The organism is Modestobacter marinus, assembly GCF_019799945.1.
Lineage (GTDB): Bacteria > Actinomycetota > Actinomycetes > Mycobacteriales > Geodermatophilaceae > Modestobacter > Modestobacter marinus_B.
The window spans coordinates 93,922-111,013 of record NZ_JABGCH010000001.1 but is presented as its reverse complement, the minus strand read 5'-3'; the positions used below and the strand labels follow the sequence as shown (position 1 = coordinate 111,013).

15 protein-coding genes and 1 tRNA gene are annotated in these 17,092 nt (G+C 73.0%); 13 read left to right on the top strand and 3 right to left on the bottom strand.

Annotated elements, in window-relative coordinates; translation table 11 throughout:
- Nucleotides 1-13 precede the first annotated feature (13 nt).
- Nucleotides 14-103 (bottom strand) — tRNA-Ser (locus HK417_RS00500).
- Between the two features lie 94 nt (nt 104-197).
- Nucleotides 198-1,406 carry an MFS transporter gene (locus HK417_RS00495; RefSeq protein WP_222262248.1) on the bottom strand — a complete coding sequence of 403 codons (1,209 nt, stop codon included), beginning with the start codon at nt 1,404-1,406 and terminating at the stop codon, nt 198-200.
- A 104-nt stretch (nt 1,407-1,510) separates the two neighbouring features.
- Here HK417_RS00495 and HK417_RS00490 point away from each other — a divergent pair, with 104 nt between their 5' ends.
- The 7 genes from HK417_RS00490 to HK417_RS00460 all read left to right on the top strand — a co-directional run bounded on the left by HK417_RS00490 (nt 1,511) and on the right by HK417_RS00460 (nt 7,188).
- Complete coding sequence (locus tag HK417_RS00490; RefSeq protein ID WP_222262247.1) at nt 1,511-2,041, top strand: CGNR zinc finger domain-containing protein; 531 nt, start codon at nt 1,511-1,513, stop codon at nt 2,039-2,041.
- A gap of 29 nt (nt 2,042-2,070) precedes the next feature.
- Nucleotides 2,071-3,501, top strand: a complete 1,431-nt coding sequence (locus tag HK417_RS00485) for a bifunctional phosphatase PAP2/diacylglycerol kinase family protein (protein ID WP_222262245.1) — start codon at nt 2,071-2,073, stop codon at nt 3,499-3,501.
- Between the two features lie 98 nt (nt 3,502-3,599).
- Nucleotides 3,600-4,169: a DUF6318 family protein gene (locus tag HK417_RS00480; RefSeq protein ID WP_222262243.1), complete on the top strand. Its 570-nt coding sequence runs from the start codon at nt 3,600-3,602 to the stop codon at nt 4,167-4,169.
- A 473-nt stretch (nt 4,170-4,642) separates the two neighbouring features.
- Entirely contained in the window at nt 4,643-5,068 is a 426-nt protein-coding gene (locus tag HK417_RS24780; RefSeq protein ID WP_261325560.1) for a hypothetical protein, read from the top strand.
- A gap of 163 nt (nt 5,069-5,231) precedes the next feature.
- Complete coding sequence (locus tag HK417_RS00470; protein ID WP_222262239.1) at nt 5,232-5,408, top strand: hypothetical protein; 177 nt, start codon at nt 5,232-5,234, stop codon at nt 5,406-5,408.
- A 185-nt stretch (nt 5,409-5,593) separates the two neighbouring features.
- Complete coding sequence (locus HK417_RS00465; RefSeq protein ID WP_222262238.1) at nt 5,594-6,142, top strand: DoxX family protein; 549 nt, start codon at nt 5,594-5,596, stop codon at nt 6,140-6,142.
- Entirely contained in the window at nt 6,139-7,188 is a 1,050-nt protein-coding gene (locus HK417_RS00460) for a PHP domain-containing protein (protein ID WP_222262706.1), read from the top strand. The genes HK417_RS00465 and HK417_RS00460 overlap by 4 nt, the downstream gene beginning before the upstream one ends.
- Here the strand turns inward: HK417_RS00460 and HK417_RS00455 are convergent.
- Nucleotides 7,142-8,023, bottom strand: a complete 882-nt coding sequence (locus tag HK417_RS00455; protein WP_222262236.1) for an ATP-grasp fold amidoligase family protein — start codon at nt 8,021-8,023, stop codon at nt 7,142-7,144. The two genes, HK417_RS00460 and HK417_RS00455, sit on opposite strands and share 47 nt — an antisense overlap.
- A 197-nt stretch (nt 8,024-8,220) precedes the next feature.
- Between HK417_RS00455 and HK417_RS00450 the strand changes: the two genes are divergently transcribed.
- The 6 genes from HK417_RS00450 (at nt 8,221) to HK417_RS00425 (ending at nt 17,068) form a co-directional block, all read left to right on the top strand.
- Entirely contained in the window at nt 8,221-9,270 is a 1,050-nt protein-coding gene (locus tag HK417_RS00450) for a hypothetical protein (protein WP_222262232.1), read from the top strand.
- 215 nt (nt 9,271-9,485) lie between these two features.
- Entirely contained in the window at nt 9,486-10,931 is a 1,446-nt protein-coding gene (locus HK417_RS00445) for an alkaline phosphatase family protein (protein ID WP_222262230.1), read from the top strand.
- A 593-nt stretch (nt 10,932-11,524) separates the two neighbouring features.
- Nucleotides 11,525-13,135: a hypothetical protein gene (locus HK417_RS00440; protein WP_222262228.1), complete on the top strand. Its 1,611-nt coding sequence runs from the start codon at nt 11,525-11,527 to the stop codon at nt 13,133-13,135.
- A 53-nt stretch (nt 13,136-13,188) separates the two neighbouring features.
- Entirely contained in the window at nt 13,189-14,655 is a 1,467-nt protein-coding gene (locus HK417_RS00435) for an alkaline phosphatase family protein (RefSeq protein WP_222262226.1), read from the top strand.
- Nucleotides 14,652-16,220 (top strand): GMC oxidoreductase, encoded by a 1,569-nt coding sequence (locus HK417_RS00430; protein WP_222262224.1) that lies wholly within the window; start codon nt 14,652-14,654, stop codon nt 16,218-16,220. Before HK417_RS00435 ends, HK417_RS00430 begins: the two co-directional genes overlap by 4 nt.
- The gene (locus HK417_RS00425; RefSeq protein ID WP_222262223.1) at nt 16,211-17,068 is read left to right on the top strand and encodes a glycosyltransferase family 2 protein; all 858 of its coding nucleotides are present in this window, start codon (nt 16,211-16,213) and stop codon (nt 17,066-17,068) included. Before HK417_RS00430 ends, HK417_RS00425 begins: the two co-directional genes overlap by 10 nt.
- Nucleotides 17,069-17,092 lie beyond the last annotated feature (24 nt).

Below are 17,092 nucleotides of genomic sequence, written 5' to 3'. Positions count from 1 at the left end.
TTCAGTTGTCGCGCGGAGGCTCCGGGATTTGAACCCGGGATGGGGGGTTACCCCAAACCGCATTAGCAGTGCGGCGCCATAGACCGGACTAGGCGAAGCCTCCCGGGGTCCGAGTCCCCTCGGAACCACCGAGAGAGAAGGTACCAGCCGCCTCGGAGGGACTCCCGGGGTGGGGGTCGGGAGTCCCTCCGCCCCCGTCAGGCGGCGACGACGTCCCGCCGCGGCGCGCTGGGGAGTGTCGGACGACGGCCGGGCAGGAGCGTGATCCCGACCGCGACGGCCGCGGCCGCGGTGGCCATGACCAGGGCGCCGGCCACCCCCGCCGAGCTCTCGATGAGCGAGCCGCTGACGGCGGCACCGATCGCCGAGGCGCCGAACGAGACGGTCGACAGCCAGGTGAAGGCCTCCGTGGTCGCCGACGCCGGGGCGATCGAGCCGACCAGCGAGCTCTGCACGGTGAGCGTGGGGGCGATCGCCGTCCCACCCAGGAACAGCAGGATCCCGAGCAGCCACGGACTCGAGACGGCGGCAAGCGGCGCCAGCCCCAGGGTGATGCCGAGCATCCCCCAGCGGTACTGCCGCGGCAGCGAGGCACTGATGACCCGGGCGCCGAACCAGAGCCCACCGCCGGCGGAGCCGAGCGACCAGACCGCGAGCAGGAGGCCGGACATCCCCGGCGAGCCGGCCGCCTCGGCGAAGGCGGGGACGGCGACCTCGAGCGCCCCGATGCCGACCATCAGGGCCGTGCCGCTGAGCAGGATGCGCGGCATGCCCGGCGCGGTCACCGTCGCGAACAGCGGACGGCGCTCCGCGGGCACCGGCACCCAGGCCCGCATCGGCCGGCTGCTCGCGATGCCCAGTGCACCGGCCACGCCCAGCGCACCGGCCACGGCCAGCGCGACGGACGGGCTGACCAGGAAGCTCAGCGCGGCGACCGCCGTCGGCCCGGCGACGAAGACGAGCTCGGTGGAGATGGCGTCCAGCGCGTAGGCCCGCGGCCGGACGGCGGGGTCGACACGGGACCACAGCGCGCGGACGGTGCCGGAGACCAGCGGGTTGCTGACGCCGACGCCGGCCGACGCGGCGAGCATCGCCCAGACCGGGGCGTCACCGAGGACGACGACCGCGGCCACCGCCAGCAGCAGCGGGTAGACGACCGACTGGACGAGGAGGACCGGGCGCGGGCTGCGCCGGTCGGCGAGCCGGCCGAGCACGGGCGCCATCAGCGCGGTCGCGACGCCGAAGGTGGCCGAGACACCGCCGGCCACGGCGAACGAGCCGGTGCGTTCCTGCACCATCAGCAGCAACGCCAGCGGCACCATGGAGGACGGCAGGCGGCCGGCGAACCCGGACAGCAGCAGCACCGGGGCGGACGGCAGCCGCCACACGGTGAGGTACGAACGCATGACTGTGCTCACTTCGAGTTGTGCGACGGGGAATCTGTAGGCGGTGAACGGGCGTTGGCTACCTACAGATTCCAGAGGTTACGGACCAGCGGGTAGGGAGTCAAATGGACTACGACACCTACGGGTCGAGTGCTGTCGAGCTGGCCATCGACCTGGCCAACGCAGATGCGCAGGCCCCGGGCTGGGTGGAGGCGTTCCTGGACTCCCACGGCGAGTGGTTCACCGAGGGCACGGTGACCGAGCTCTCGCCGCAGCAGCAGGAGGCGGTGGCCCGGACGTCGGCCCTCGTGCGGGACGTCGCCGTCGCCCAGAGCGAGCCCGAGGTGATGGACCGGCTCAACGCACTGCTGGCGCTGGCCTCCCCCAGGCCGTACGCCACCACTCACGACGGCGAGCTGCACCTGCACTACGCCCGGCCCGACGCCGAGGTGGTCGAGCAGCTGACGACGACGGTCGCGATGGGGCTGTCCCAGGTGGTCGTCCAGCACGGCTGGCGGCGACTGGGCGTCTGCTCGGCGGAGGGGTGCGGGCACGTGTACGTCGACACCTCGCGCAACGCCAGCCGCCGCTACTGCTCCAACACCTGCGCGAGCCGCTCCACGGTCGCCGCCTACCGGGCCCGCCAGCGGACCTGAGCCCGCGCGAGCTGCACTAGCGTCCGGACGTGCCCTCGCCCCGCCACTGGGACTCGCTGCTGCTGGCGCACATCGGCCGGCTGCCCACCACCCGGGTCGACCGCTGGCTGCGGGACCTGTCCCGGCTGGCCGACCACGGCAAGCTGTGGATGCTCGTGGGCGGGGTGCTGGGGCTGCGGCGCGGGCAGGCGCGGCGCTCCGCGGTCCGCGGGCTGGGCTCGCTGATGGTGTCGAGCGCGCTGGTGAACGTCGTCCTCAAGCGGTTGTTCGGACGCGTGCGGCCGGACCTCGCCACCGTGGCGAGCTCCCGGGCGCTCCGGCGGGCGCCGAACACGCTGTCCTTCCCCAGCGGGCACTCGGCGTCCGCGGCGGCGTTCGCCACGGGGGTTGCGCTGGAGAGCCCCGTCACGGGGGCACTGCTGGCCCCGCTCGCGGCGGGGGTCGGCTACTCGCGGGTCCACGTGGGTGTGCACTACCCGGGCGACGTCGTCGTCGGCATGGCCGTCGGCAGCACGGTGGCGCTGGCCAGCCAGCACTGGTGGCGCGTGCGCCCGACCGAGCCGGCGCGGGTGCGCCCGGCCTTCGACGCGCCCGCGTTGCCCGACGGCGAGGGACTGGTGGTCGCGGTCAACCCACGGTCCGGGCGGGAGGACTACGACCCGGCGGCGGACATCGCCGAGCTGCTGCCGAAGGCGGAGGTGCTCGAGCTCAGCGAGGAGGCCGGCGTCAGAGAGCTGCTCGGCGAGGCCGCCCGCTCGGGACGGGCCCGGGCACTGGGCGTGGCCGGCGGCGACGGCAGCGTCGCGGCGGCGGCCGCGGTCGCCCTGGAGCACGGGTTGCCGCTGGCCGTCGTCCCGGCCGGCACCCTGAACCACTTCGCCCGCGACCTGGGCGTGGCGACGCCGCCGGAGGCGGCCGACGCGGTGGTGCGTGGCGATGCGGTGCGGGTGGACGTCGCCGAGGTGAACGGGGTGCCGTTCCTGAACACGGCGAGCATCGGGAGCTATCCGGAGATGGTCCGGCGGCGGGACCGGTTGAGCGGGCGGCTGGGCAAGTGGGTGGCGCTGAGCGTGGCGACGGCGCAGGTGCTGCGGCACGGGTCGCCGGTGGAGCTCGAGGTCGAGGGACGGCGGATCTCGGCGTGGGTGCTGTTCATCGGCAACGGCCGCTACGTGCCGCGGGGGCTGTCGCCGGCGTGGCGGCCGAGCCTGGAGGACGGGCTGCTGGACGTGCAGTACCTGCGGGCCGACCTGCGGTTCGGGCGGACACGCGCGGTGCTGGCGACGCTGCTCGGCGTCGGCGACCACAGCCGCACGTACGCCGACATGCAGGCGCGCGAGCTGCGCGTGCGATCGCTGTCGGGGCCGCAGCAGGTCGCCTACGACGGGGAGACCGGGGAGACGGCCACGGAGTTCGTGTTCCGCAAGCGGGAACCGCTGACCGTCTACTGCCGGCGCTGAGGGGCTGTCCACAGGGCGGCGCGGACGGACGGCGCAACGGGCCGCTGACCTGCGTAGTCTCCGAGCACTTTCCTGAGGGGTTGCTGGGAGGACGACGGATGCGTCTCGTGCGGGCGGCGGCTGCGGCTGTGGCGGGTGTGGCCCTGCTCGCGGGGTGCTCGGAGGGTCGGCAGGCCAACGAGACGCTGCCGTCGACGAGCAGCACGGCTGCCGAGTCGAGCGAGGCGCTCCAGCCCCTGGGCCCGCCCGATTTTCCCATGCCGATCGAGGCCCGACAACAAACCGAAGCCGGCGCTCAAGCGTTCACGCACTACTACATCGCACTAATCAACAGGCTCCCCGCGACACTCGACGCAAGTCCTCTTAAGGAATTCAGCAGCTCGTGTGAAACTTGCGACCGGATTGCTCGCGACGCAGAAAGCGACAAGGCTGCTGGCTACACCTACCGCGGTGGCACGCTATCTATCACATCACTAGGTGGCGCAGCTCTGAGCGATGACGCCGCCGAACTCGCCTTCGTAGTGGACCAGGCACCACTCGACGTGTTGGACGCGACGGGAACACCCATCGCCGAACTCAGTTCCCCACAGCTTAAGGATCTCCCAGCCGGCCTCTCGCTGACTTGGTCGGAAGGTCACTGGCTTGTGTCCAACCTGTCGTTCGGCTGATCATGCGCAGCGCACTAGTCCTCCTGATCCTGCTTCTTGTCGCGATGACCCAAGCCGTGGACGCGGAGGCAGCACCGTGCCGAATTAGCTGTGGCGAGGACCCTGTCGTGGAGACGGGAGTCGGCAGCCTTACTGCATCGTTTTTCGAAGTTCGCCCATCGGTCAGCTATGCCAGCAACGACACACCGAACGTGCCCGAAAAGAGGTGGCGACTGAGGACGCAATGCCAGGTGTCCGACGAGCAGGTCGGCGGGTGCGAAATGGGTGAACTGGTCTGCGATCCGATTCCGGATCGCTTAATCGGCTACTACGTGGTTCAGAGTCAGCGCCTGGTTCGCCCCGACGGCCAGCCAGTCGATGGCGTACCACCTCCGGCAGGGGTTCCAGCAGGCAGTCCCTACGGGCAGTGGACAACCGTCTTTTCTGGATGCGTTGACGTCACGGACCTGAACCCGCCGCCGTCGCCGGAGGAGGTGTTCCGCTACTTCCAGGAACTCCCTCTCCCGCAGCTCACCACCCGCCAGCAACCCCCGGGCAACGCCCTGGTGGGACTGCCGGTCATCTTCTACACCGACGACCCCACCGAGCAGACCTTCACCGTCGACATCCGCGGGTTCACCGTCGTCATCGTCGCCCGGGCCACCGCCTTCTCCTGGGACACCGGGGACGGGACCGTGCTCACCACCACGGAGCCGGGCGCCCCCTACCCCCAGCAGACGATCACGCACGACTACGCCTCGGGCAGCTACACCGCCTCGCTCACCACCACCTGGGGCGCCACCTACACCGTCGACGGCGGCGTCCCTGCCACGGTCCCGGGCACGACCACCACCGCCGGCCCGCCGGCGACGTTCACCGTCCTGCAGGCCCGCACGGTGCTGACCAACCCCTACGACTGACGCCCGACGTGGCCGTTGTCCGATCCCGTCCAGCGCTTTCACACCGCGTGTCACACCAGTCACGGAGCGAAGTCAGAACGACAACGATGATCAACTGACGTTGGCAGAAGATGTGCCGGAAACACACACGCGTGGGCACACTTATCCGACTAGAAATGAACCCATGATCTTCGCGGTTGTCGGGATTGCCTGGATGGTGATGGCCCTGGCCATGGGTAGCCTCCTCGGACGCTCGGTGGCGACCGCCGACCGTCGCGAGAGCTCCACCCAAGCCGTGACCTCTGTGGACACGCCCCTCTACGTGGCGGACATCCTCCGCGCGCAGCGCAGCGCGGCATAACAGCTGCGCCACCCGGCCGCCTCGCAGGGTGGCCGACGCCCGTGGCCGCCTCTCCGGCGCACCCCGGCACACCGTTTGACCAGGCGGTGGTCGTCACACCTCACTACGGTCCCAAGGCAGGAGCGGCCCCGGCGCTGGCCAGGGCACTGCTCCCGCCGACGTCACCGATGGGAAGAGGTCTGAAGATGCTGGTCCGCCGGATCGCCCGGCCGTTGCTCGCCTCGTCGTTCATCTACGGGGGCATCGACACCCTCCGCAACCCGCAGACCCGCGTGCCCGGCGCCGCCCCGATCGTCGAACAGATCACCGACGTCGCCGAGAAGCAGCTGCCGGTGCAGGTCTCCCGGGACGTGGAGCAGTGGGTCAAGATCGACGCCGCCGTCAAGGTGGCCGCCGGCTCGCTCTTCGCGCTCGGCAAGTTCCCCCGCCTCTCCGCGCTCCTGCTCACCGGCTCGATCGTGCCGACGACGCTGGCCGGTCACCGCTTCTGGGAGCACGACAACCCCAAGGAGCGGTTCGGCCAGCTGTCCCACTTCCTCAAGAACCTCGGCCTGCTCGGCGGTCTGCTGATCGCCGCGGTCGACACCGAGGGCAAGCCGTCGGTGGGCTGGTGGGCCAAGCGCACCGCCGCCAGCGCCGCCGCGGCTGCCGAGGCCAGCTACGAGCGGGCGTCGAAGAAGGCCGCCAAGGCCCAGAAGCGGGCGGCCAAGCAGGCGAAGAAGATCAAGTCCTGAGCGACCGGCTCAGCCCCGCGGGCGCGCTCCGGAGGATCGCCTTCCTCCTGGAGCGTGCCCGCGAGCCGTCCTACCGGGTTCAGGCGTTCCGGACGGCCGCGACCGTCGTCGCCGGTCTGGACGACGCCGACCTCGACCGCCGGGTCCGGCTCAAGACGCTCACCGACCTCAAGGGGATCGGCGACAAGACCGCCGCCGTCGTCACGGAGGCCCACCGCGGCGAGGTTCCCGCCTACCTCGCCCGGCTCGAGGAGCAGTACGCCGAGCTCGCGCCACTGGCCGACGAGGCCGGGACCCTGCGCGCCGCGCTGCGCGGTGACCTGCACGCGCACTCCGACTGGTCCGACGGCGGCAGCCCGATCCGCGAGATGGCCGAGACGGCGATCGACCTCGGCCACGAGTACCTCGCGCTCACCGACCACTCCCCCCGCCTCACCGTCGCCAACGGGCTGAGCCCCGAGCGGCTGGAACGACAGCTGGACGTGGTCGCCGCCCTCAACGAGGAGCTGGCCCCCTTCCGGATCCTCACCGGCATCGAGGTCGACATCCTCGTCGACGGCACCCTCGACCAGACCGACGAGCTGCTCGGCCGCCTGGACGTCGTCGTCGCCAGCGTCCACTCCGACCTGCGGGCACCGCGCACGCAGATGACCGAACGGATGCTCGCCGCGGTCGAGAACCCGCACACCGACGTCCTCGGGCACTGCACCGGCCGGCTGGTCATCGGCCGGCGGCAGCGCAACGGCAGCCAGCGACCGCGCCCAGAGAGCGAGTTCGACGCCGACGCCGTCTTCCGCGCCTGCGCCGCTTCCGGGACGGCGGTGGAGATCAACTCCCGTCCCGAGCGCCTCGACCCGCCGCGCCGGCTGCTCGCCCGCGCGGTCGAGCTGGGCTGCGAGTTCTCCATCGACACCGACGCGCACGCCCCCGGCCAGCTCGACTGGCAGGACAACGGGTGCACCCGCGCGGTCGAGTGCGGCGTCCTCGCCGAGCGGGTGGTCAACACCCGGCCGGTCGGCGAGCTACTGGCGGGCACGCACCGCTGACCGCCGCGGGCAGCTGCCACGCAGCGCCCAGCACCCGGTCCAGCTCCGGGTCGAACCGGTCCAGTCCACCGCCCGGGTAGGGCGTCAGCTCCCCGAACCAGACCTCGCCCGCCACGTCGTAGAGATCCACCCGCACGAAGTCGAACGCCCGCCCCAGCTGCTCCGCGATCTCCACCATCGCCGGCAGGCTCGCCGGCGGGGGCGTCACCGGCCCGGCAGCGACCGCCTCGTCGACGTCCACCGGCTGCCAGTCGGGGGTGTACAGCCGCCGGCGGTGCGTGCCGAACCGCCCGGTGTCCACCTGCACCAGCCGCACCCGGCCGCCGAACACCATCAGCTTGTGGTCCGCGGGGACCTCGCCGTCGGAGCCCAGGAACTCCTCCACGAGCAGCAGCCGCCGCGCCTGGCTGTACACCCACTCCCCGCGCGAGCGGTACAGCGGCTCGTCCAGCCAGTCGCGGGTGACGCGCCGCAGGTCCGCGACGTCCGGCGTCCCGGTGCCGACGTGCACCCGCATGGTCCCGTGGTTGGGCTTGAGCACCCAGCGCTCCGGCAGGGCAGCGCTGGTCAGCTCGCCCACCTCCGTGCCGGTCCACAGCACGCGCGGCACGTTCACCGCGGGCAGGACCTCGAGCGCGTACTCCTTCATGGCCAGCTTGTCCCCGAGCTGCCCGATCAGCGGCCGCCGGTCGTGCACCACGCGCCAGTTCACCTTCTCGGTGAACGTGCGCGGCGGCCGCCCCGGCCAGCGCCCGTGCGCCCGCCGGAAGAGGACGGCGCGCTTCAGCGGCAACGGCAGGCGGAGGACGGCGGCCTCCCGGACACGCGAGCGCACCAGACCCCCCACCCCGCCCACCGGGCCGGGGCGCTGTGTGTCCAGTCTGACCGGCGCACTCCGCCGCCTGCTCCTAGGGTCGGTCGGGTGACCACGGCAGGAGTCCCCCGCTGAGCCCCGACGACCACCGGACCGGCCCTGCCCGCGTCGGGTTCCTCGCCAAGGACCCGTGGAACCCACCTATCCGCCGGGAGCAGATGCTCGCCCGGGAGCTCGTCCGCCGGGGCACCTCAGTGCAGTTCGTGCAGGCACCCGCGGACGTCCGCCGGACCCGCACCGACCCCGGCAACTGGTGGCGGCACCTGCGTCGTGCCCACTGGGCCCCCGCCGCGCCGGGGGTGCGGGTCACCGAGCGGTCCACCCTGCTCCCCGGCTCACGCGGCGGCCGGGCCGAGCGCCTGGACGCCGCCACGCTGCGCGGCTTCCTCCGTCGATCCGGCTGGGAGCAGGACCTGACGGTGGTGATGCTGCCCTGGGAGTGGCGCGCCACCCGGGCGCTCGGCGGCCGGGTGGTCTTCGACTGCACCGACGACTGGGCCCGGCTGCTACCGGGCGCCCGCGGGCTGCCCGACCAGCTTCGTCGCATCGCCGACGAGGCCGACGAGGTCGTGGTGGTCAACGAGGTGCTGGCCGACCTCTTCCCCGGGCGGGACCCGGTCGTGGTGCCCAACGGCACCGACGAGGCGCTGGTGTGCGCGCCGCAGACCGTGGAGCGGGCGGAGCGGTCGGCCGTGTACGTCGGCAGCATCGCCGCCCGGTTCGACGTCGACCTGGTCCGCGCCGTGCTCCGGGCGCTGCCCGACTGGACCCTGGACGTGCACGGGCAGCTGGTCTTCCCGCAGCGCGAGCGCCACGCGGCGCGGCGGTTCCTGTCCCTCGAGCAGGAGTTCCCCGGGCGGTTCCGGTACCGCGGCCTGGTCCCTCGCGACCAGCTGGCCGAGGTGCTCGACGCCGCGACCGTCGCGCTGGTGCCCGACGTCGCCAGCCGCGCCTGGGGTCAGTCCTCGATGAAGACCTACGACTACTGCTCCCGGGGTCTGCCGGTCATCTCGACCGCCGGCCACCTGGAGCACTCCAGCGACGTCCCCCCGCACACGTACTTCATCACCGGTCCGGCGAAGATGGCCGCGGCCATGCAAGCGGCCACCGACGAGCCGGTGAGCTGGGCGAAGGAGCGCGTCGACTGGGCCACTGCCCGCACCTGGGACCGCCGGACCGACGCCTGGCTGGACGCCATGCTGGGCTGATCGATCGTTGCCCGTCGCGGCGCCGCCCGGTCCGTCGTGGGGGACCTCCGATACGCGATGGGACGGGCCACCACACCTCCGGACCCTCACCCAGCGTGAGCGTTCGATCGCACGACGATCCTTGGTCCGGACCAACGGATCTGGGGCAGCATGGGCAGCTCCGGACACCGCCGTCCCGAGAATGCGTCCGGGAATGCCCGACAAGAGGAGTTCGTGTGTCGCACAACGGTGCAGGTCGGGTCCTGGCCATCGGCCTGGATGCCACCGAGTCCTCGCTGGTCGAGCGGATGATCGACGCCGGTGAGCTGCCCGCGCTGCAGTCCCTGCTCGCCCGTGGCACCTGGAGCCGGGTGACCTCCCCCACCGGGTTCAGCGCGGGGGCGGTCTGGCCCAGTTTCTCCACCGGCCTCCCGGCCTGCGATCACGGTCAGTACTCGATCTGGAACTGGGACCCGGCGCGGATGCACCTCGCCTACACCGGGGAGACCCGTCCGACGCCGTTCTGGAAGGACCTGGCCGAGACGGGCGCGACCGTGGGCGTGCTCGACGTCCCCTTCGCCCCCTTCGTCGGGCTCGAGGCCGGCTTCGAGGTCACCGAGTGGGGGGCGCACTCGAGCATCGACGGTCACGTCAGCGCCTCGCCGCGGGCGGTGGCCGAGGTGGTCAAGCAGTTCCCGCCCCATCCCTTCGCGGACCCGCTGGCCACCGTGCCGTACGACCCCGCGGACGTCCCCGGGTTCCTTGACTCCTGCATGGAGGGTCTGCGGCTGCGGGGGGACCTCGCAGAACGCCTGATCGTCGAGCGGAGGCCCGACCTTTCGTTGGTCGTCTTCGAGGAGGCCCACCACTGCGGTCACTTCCTGTGGCACACCGTCGAGCCCGACCTCCCGCTCTACGCCGACGTGCCGGCCGTCGCCAGGCCCACGACGACGCTCCCGGACCTCTACCGCGAGATGGACCGGCAGGTCGGCCGGCTGGTCGAGGCGGCCGGGGCCGACGCGACGGTCCTGGTGTTCGCCCTGCACGGGATGGGTCCGGCCCGCGGCCTGCCTCCCGTCCTCGAACCGGTCCTCGCCGGACTCGGCATGACACACGTCCTCGAAGGCGTGAACCGGCACTCCGTCCGGGATGCGATCAAGCGGCGCGTGCCCTCGGCGCTGCGTGACCTGTACCGCAAGTCCGTGCCGCTGGCCCGCCGCAGCCAGTGGGGGAAGTCGGGGATCCTGCCCGCCTACGACTGGCCGCGCACCAAGGCCTTCGCGCTGCCCTACGAGCAGTACGGGAACATCCGCATCAACCTCGCCGGTCGCGAGGCGGAGGGCATCGTCCCCCCGGCGGAGTACGACGAGACCTGCGCCCTGATCGAGCGCGCGCTGCGGGCGCTGCGCACGGTGGACGGCCGTCCCGTCGTGGAGGACGTCGTCCGGCCGCCGCGCGGCTCCCACGCAGCCGGGCTGCCCGATCTCGTCGCCCACTGGCACCCCGCGGTGTTCGAGTCCCCCGCGTGCGTGAACGGAGTCGAGATCCTCAACATCCGCAGGGAGCAGACGGGCCAGCACCACTGGGACGGCTTCTGCATCGAGAGCGGCCCTTCAGCGGCCGTCGGGCCGCTCTCCGGCGAGGACGTGCAGGGACGCATCCTCGCAGCGCTCGGTCGATGACCCTCTACGGCCGCCGTCCTGCTGCCGGCTCCTCTCCGACCGATCGCCTGCCGGCGGCACACCGGGGACCGGCGGATCGACGTGCGGCCGGCGGCGACGACGACACGCCCAGCTGTCACCCGAACGGATGATCACTGAGCGTAACGAGGTGACTACGGAGCGCTAAAGTCGCGGGCCGCCATGACCAACGACACAGCGGGGCGCGCCCGTCCGCGCTACCAGGCGATTGTCCTGCGATGTCGGTGCACTCCGGTCACCACGCGGGCGTACGGTCACTCCGAGTCGCGATATTCCCTGGTCAGAGAGGGGGATCTCGGGGCAGCATGTCCGCGTGGCCCATCAACCGAGCGGAGCTGTGCCCGTTTCCCGCGGAGGCAGCGACGCCCGGCCGGCAGGCCCAGGCGTGATCACGGGAGAGGGCGTCCGGGCGAACCCCTCGGACCCCACGACACGGTGATCCCTGGGCGAAGTACTCCACGTTCCGGTACCCGACAGGGCAGGCTCGTGCCTGCGTCGGCGCTCACCTGCCGTGTGCAGTGCGGCCGGACACCCCACGCCACACCTGCCACGACATCGAGGACAGGAAGACCAGCATGAGAAGCACCCCGCAGACCGCCAGCACGGACGGGCCCGTCCCGACCGACGAGGACAGCCGTCGCGGCCCAGGCGCAGGCCTGCTGCCCACCCTGCTCCGCGCCGCCGTGCCGGTCGCGCTGATCACCTTCCTCGCCTACACGCTGGCGTACAGCTACAGCGAACGGCAGCCCACCGAGTACCACGCGACGTCGCGGGTGGTCCTGTCCGCCTCGACCAACTTCTCGCCGATCTCCACGTCGTTCAGCAACAGCAGCCCCGACCGGTACGTCCAGAACCAGGTCGACATCATGACGACGATCGACGTCCTGAACCGGGCGGCCGCGATCGTCGCCGACGGCGTCCCCGGTGAGGACCTCCTCGGCGAGATCGAGGCGGTCCCCGCGGGCACCAGTGACGGCATCCTGATCACGGCCGAGGCCGCCGACCCGGCCCTCGCCGCGCGGCGGGCCGACGCGGTGGCCACCGCTTACGCGCAGTTCACCACCGACCAGGTGAACGCCCTGGCCGAGCAGGCGGTCGCGGTCAGTGCCGGCGACGAGGTGCTCATCCAGGACATCCGCGCCCGCGCCGCGACCTTCGGCGACGGCGTGACCGTCATCCAGCCGGCGCGGGTCCCCAGCCAGCCGGTGTCCCCCACGCCGCAGCGCAACGCCTACCTCGCGGCCGCGGCTGCCTTCCTGCTCTCCGCCGGCCTGGCGCTCAGCTTGCGCAGCCGGCGGCGGCCGTCCGGGCCCGAGGTGCTGGCCGCCGAGGCCGGCGGTCCGTTCCTGGGCGAGGTCCCCGTCCGCTGGTTCGGCTCCTCCGCCGCCCCGACCCAACCGGGGCCGGGGTCCTACGCCATGGCGCTGCAGGCCCTGCGCTACCGCCTGGCCGACGAGGAGTCGCCGTCGGTGCTGCTCAGCTCGATGAGCCGGGAGACCAGCGCCGCGAGCGCGCTGCTCGGCCTCGCCGAGGCCGACGCCGCCCAGGGCCGCTCGGTCGTGATCGTGGACGCCACGCCCGACGGGCACCTGCTCCGCCGCGCCGGTGTCCCGGCGCCCGCCCTCTCGCTGACCGCGGCCTGGGCCGCCGGCGCCGACCTCGGCGCCGCACTGAACACCGTCCCCGCCCTGAGCGGCCCGCACGGCGGCCGCGTGCGGATCGGGCGCGACGACGAGGCCTCGGCCGAGGTCCTGCGCGGTGTGCTCACCACGCTGTCGGACTCCGCGGACCTGGTCCTCGTCGACGCCGGGCCCGCCGTCAGCGAGGCCGCCGCCTTCACCCTGCTCGGTGAGACCCGCGGCGCCGTCGCGGTCGTGCACGGCAAGCGGGGCAGCAAGGAGCTCCGCGAGTTCCGTCGCCGGCTGGCGCTGGCCGGCGGCGAGTGCGCAGGCGTGCTGGTCACCCGGCGGACGTGGCTGCCCTCCCTCGGCGGGACGGCGGGCCGTTCGGTCGCTCCGCAGCAGGGCTCCCGTCCGGAGCCGCGCGAGCCGCGCGAGCGGCGGGACGGCGGACCGGCCGACCGCACCGGAGCTCCGCGCGACTCCGGCGCGGTCGGGGAGGACGGCGGTACGCCGGGCCCCGACCCCGTCCCCGGGTCCTCGGTCCCGGCCGGCCGCCCTTCGTGACCACAGACACCCCGAGGGACGACACCTCGTCCCCCACCCCTGGAGGAACCCCCGTGGCAGAGATCCCCGAGCACGACCGCGCGGGCGGCCGCGTCCTGGCGATCGGCCTCGACGCTGCCGAGTCCTCGCTGATCAAGAGCCTCATCGACGCCGGTGAGATGCCCGCGATGAAGGCCCTGCTCGACCGCGGCACGTGGAGCCGCGTGACCGGTCCGACCGAGTGGAGCAGCGGCTGCGTCTGGCCGAACTTCCACACCGGCTGCCAGGCCTGCGACCACGGGCAGTACTCGATCTGGAACTGGGACCCGGCGCAGATGCGGCTGGCCTACACCGACGAGGAGCGGCTGACGCCGTTCTGGAAGAGCCTGCGGGAGCAGGGCACGAGCGTCGGCGTCATCGACGTCCCGTTCTCGCCGTTCCTGGGGACGACGCCCGGCTTCGACGTGCACGAGTGGGGCGCGCACTCCCGGGTCGACGGCCGGGTCCGGATCTCCCCCGGGGTCGCCGAGGAGGTCGCCGAGGGCCTGCCGGAGCACCCGTTCACCGACCCGCTGGCGCAGGTGCCGGTCGAGCCGGACCAGTACGCCGGGTTCCTCGACGAGTGCATCGAGGGCGTCCGGCTGCGCGGCGAGCTCGCGACGCAGCTGATCAGCCGGGAGCAGCCCGACCTCTCCCTCGTCATCTTCGAGGAGGCGCACCACGCCGGCCACTTCCTGTGGCACACCGTGGAGCCCGAGCTGCCGATGTACACGGACCTCCCGCCGGTCGCCGTGCCGGAGCGGACGCTGGCCGACCTGTACCGGGAGCTCGACCGGCAGGTGGGGCGGATCGTCGAGGCCGCCGGGCCCGAGACGACGGTGCTGGTCTTCGCGCTGCACGGCATGGGGCCCTCCCGCGGCCTGCCGCCCGTGGTCGAGCCGCTGCTCGAGGGACTGGGCATGACGTACGTCGAGGAGGGGGCGAGCCACCGGTCGGTGCTGGCCACCGTCAAGAAGCTCATGCCCGGCCCGCTGCGGGACCTCTACCGCAAGTCGGTCCCGCTGGCCAAGCGCAGCCAATGGGGGCAGGACAGCGTCATGCCCGCCTACGACTGGTCGCGGACGACGGCCTTCGCGCTGCCCATCGAGCAGTACGGCATCGTGCGGATCAACCTCGCCGGTCGCGAGGCGGAGGGCATCGTCCCGCCCGAGCAGTACGACCAGGTCTGCGAGACCCTCGAGAAGGAGTTCCTGGCGCTGACCACGGCCGACGGGCGCCCCGTGGTGTCCGACGTCGCCCGGCCGCCGCGTGGCGCGCACGCCGCCGGTCTCCCGGACATGATCGTGCACTGGCACCCGGCGGCCTTCGAGTCCCCGGCGGTCGTCAACGGCGTCGAGTACCCCAACATCCGGCGTGCGCAGACCGGCCAGCACCGGTGGGACGGCTTCTGCATCGCCACCGGTCCCGCGGCCGAGGCGATCGGCGACACCATCGCCACGGAGGAGCTGCACCGGGTCGTCGTGGGAGCGCTCGGCCGATGATCCTGGACTTCGGGGACCCCTCGGTCGGCACGGACCACGAGGCGGACGTCTGCATCGTGGGAACGGGGCCGGCCGGCCTCGCGATCGCCCGCCAGTTCCTCGGCACGTCGAGGAGGGTCCTGCTGGTGGAGAGCGGCGGGCTCATCCCGGACGCGGCGACGACCCGGCTCAACGACGGGGACAACGTCGGGCTGCCGATGAGCCTCCGCGAGGGCCGGGCCCGCACCTTCGGTGGCACCGGCACGGTCTGGCCGGGCCAGTGCATCCGGTTGGACCGGCTGGACCTCGAGGTCCGGGACTGGGTGCCGGACAGCGGCTGGCCGCTGACCATCGAGGAGCTCGACCCGTTCTACGACCGGGCCGCGGCCTGGCTCGGCATCCCGGACAAGGCCGCGGACGAGCAGGCCTGGCGCCGCTTCGGCCTGGTCCCGCCGGCCTTCGACGGCGACCTCCTGTACCACCGGTCGTCGATGTACAGCAGCCATCCGGACGTCGGTGCCTTCTACCGGGCGGAGTTCGAGCGCGCGGGCAACGTGCAGGTGCTGCTGCACGCGACCGCCGCCGGGATCCGCACCAGCCCGGACGGCGCCACCGCCGAGGAGCTGGAACTCCGCTCCCTCCCCGGCCGGACCGGCCGGGTGCGGGCCCGGACGTTCGTGGTGTGCGGCGGCGGGATCGAGAACGCGCGGCTGCTGCTGCTGTCCGGGCTCGGCGGCCGGCTCGGCGCGCTCGGGCGCTACCTGCAGGACCACCCCACCGTGTGGGTCGACGTCCTCAGCGAGCGGCCGGAGGCGCTGCAGCAGTTCTACGGCCGGCTCGGCCGCGGAAAGGTCCGGTACGTCCCCCGGATCCGGCTGGGCTGGGGGATCCAGAGCCGGGAGCGCGTGCTCAACACGATCGCCACGCTCGTCTACCAGCACGCCGTCACCCCCGGGGTGGCCACCGCGCGGGAGCTCTCCAGCGCCCTCCAGGGCAGGCGGCGCCCCGCCGGCGTCGGGCTGGCCGAGGTGCGCGCGGCCCTCCGCGAGCTGGCCCCCGTCGTGACCGCGGGGTTCCGGCGCTTCGCCCAGGGCCGGCCCAGCGCCGCGCCGGTCGAGCGCATGCAGGTCCAGCTGCTGCTCGAGCAGGCCCCGAACCCGGACAGCCGGATCACGCTGTCGGAGGAGCGCGACGACCTGGGGCTGCCCAAGGCGAGCGTCGACTGGCGCCTGACCGAGCTGGAGCGCCGCACGGCGCGGGTCATGGTCGACACCCTGGACGCCGAGCTGCGCCGGCTCGACCTCGGGCGCCTGGACGCCACCGACTGGCTCGACGGCGAGCAGTGGACCAAGGAGGTGGAGGACGCCTACCACCCGATCGGCGCCACCCGGATGTCCACCGACCCGGCGACCGGCGTCGTCGACCGGGACCTGCGGGTCCACGGGGTCGGCAACCTCTACGTGTGCGGCACCTCGGTGTTCCCGACCAGCGGCTACGCCAACCCGACGCTGACCATCGTCGCCCTGGCGCTCCGGCTGGCCGAGCACCTCGAGGCACGGTCGTCGAAGGCGCCGTCGTGGACGTGACCGTGGTCGTGCCCACCGTGGGCGGCCCGCACCTGACCGAGCAGCTCGCGGCCCTTGCCGCGCAGACCCGGCCCCCGGCGCAGGTGGTCGTGGTCAACAACGGCCTGCCCGGCGCGGCCGACGCGACCGTGGCCGCGTGGCGCGCCCAGCTGCCGCAGCTGGAGCTGGTCGAGGACCGCCGGGAGACCACCCCCGGGTACGCCCGCAACGTGGGCGCCGAGCGGGCCCGCCACCCGGGAATCCTGTTCGTCGACGACGACGACGTCGTGGACCCCGGGTACGTGGCGGCGATGGGCGCCGCGCTCGACGAGAGCGAGCTCGTGGCCGCACGGGTGGACCTGGAGCGGCTCAACCCGCCCGCGCTGACCAGCCGCTGGGGGTCCATGCAGGCCGACGGGCCGATGACCTACCACGACTTCCTGCCGTGGTCGATCAGCGCGGCGCTCGGCGTCCGCAGCGAGGTCTTCCGCAAGATCGGCGGCTTCGACGGCACCTACCCGATCTGCGAGGACACCGACTTCAGCTGGCGGGCCCAACTGGACGCCGGGGCCCGGCTCTCCTTCGTGCCGGACGCCACGATCTCCTACCGGCTCCGCACCCGGCCGGGACAGGCGTTCCGCCAGGCGCGGGTGTGGGCCTCCTGGGAGGTCGCCCTCCACAAGCGGTACCGGTCCCGGGGGCTGACCACGTCGGGGAACCCGGTGCGGGCCCTGCTGCGCTGGGGGCGTCCGGTGCTGCTGCTCGTCCGCGCCCGGCGCCGGGAGGACCTCGTCGTCGCGGCCCGGCAGCTGGGATCCTGCGTGGGGAGGGCCGAGGGCACCGTGCGCCACCGGCACCTGCACCTGTGACCGCCGTCCCTGCGACGCGGGAGG